Source organism: Burkholderia sp. Ac-20365 (assembly GCF_017104715.1).
Lineage (GTDB): Bacteria > Pseudomonadota > Gammaproteobacteria > Burkholderiales > Burkholderiaceae > Paraburkholderia.
Genome location: NZ_JAAGPI010000099.1, coordinates 1 through 1341, shown reverse-complemented (window position 1 = coordinate 1341; position 1341 = coordinate 1). Strand labels below are relative to the sequence as shown.

The 1341-nt window shown below is 59.4% G+C and carries 1 protein-coding gene; it reads left to right on the top strand.

Features of this window, described 5'->3' with window-relative positions:
- Positions 1–148: 148 nt before the first annotated feature.
- Positions 149–1341: phage late control D family protein (locus G3O01_RS44750; RefSeq protein WP_205813905.1), on the top strand; the 1193-nt coding region annotated here is incomplete at its 3' end.

The following is a 1341-nucleotide window of genomic DNA, read 5'->3' as shown; positions in this document are numbered from 1 at the left end:
TTTTTGCCGATATGCAATGGGCATCCATTTAATCCGGCAATTACGACCTGATACAAACTGCCTTTAAAATCCGATTGCGATTGCCGTCTTCATTTCTGTATTATCGCGCGGTAGCGCGTGGGCGCAATCGAATTAAAAAGAGGCACCAATGGGGGCGCAGGACATAATCGGGGCGATAACCGGCGGCCTCATGCAGACCGACCGGCTGCTCAGGCTGGACACGCCGCTGGGCGCCAATGTCCTGCTGCCGCAGCGCGCGCTCGGCCATGCGGCACTGGGCCGTGAAAGCGCATTTACCGTCGACGTCGTTTCATCGCGCGACGGCATCGAACTCAAATCGCTGATTGCGCAATCCGTTACGCTATGGATTCAGCAGAGCGACCAGAGTTATCGTCCGCATCACGGTTATGTGCATACGGCAAGGCGGCTTGGTTCCGATAGCGCACAGACAAGCTATCAGATTGGCTTTACGTCGTGGCTGCATTTTCTGCGCTTTAGAAAAGACGCGCGCATCTGGCAGGATAAAACGGCCGATGCCATTCTCACCGACGTATTCAATGCCCATCCGCAGGCGCAGGGTGCATTTCGTTTTGCATTGAGCCAGCCGCTCGCGCCGCGCTCTTTCTGCATGCAGTACGAAAGCGACTGGAATCTCTGTCATCGGCTGATGGAAGAGGAAGGCCTCTTCAGCTATGTCGAACAGGCCGACGACGGCAAGTCGCATACGCTCGTCATCACCGACGATATCGGCACGCTGAAACCGCTAAGCCCGCAGACGGTGAACTTCTATCGCTCGGGCACGAACAGCGAAACCGACGCATTCGTGCAATGGAGCGGCACGCGCACGCTGCAAAGCACGACGCTGACCACGCGCACGTTCGACTACAAGTCGCCTTCTGGCGCGGCGAATCCGAAAGGCACCTCCGTGCCGACGATGACCACACAGGGCAATCTGCCCGCGCAGGCCGAGGTCTACGAGTACACGGGCGCGTATAGCTATGGCGCGCAGGACCGCGGCGATCATCTTTCGAAAGTCCGGATGGAAGAGTGGGAGTCGCGCGCGCGGCGCTTCGACGGCGTGGGCGCGGTGCGCAGCGTCGATGCGGGCCGCTGGTTCGAACTGGCCAATCATCCGGAACACGGCGCAGGCGGCGAGCAGGAAAGGCAGTTCGCGGTGATCGCCGTCGAATGGGTGATCGAGAACAATCTGCCGGTGTCGTCGGGTACGACGGATTTCCCTCACAGCCTGAATAGCGTGATTGCGCAGGCGCGTGCGCAGCACGGCGCGGAATCGCTGGCGATAAAAGGCAGCGACGGCAGCGAAGGTTTTTTCATGGCGCG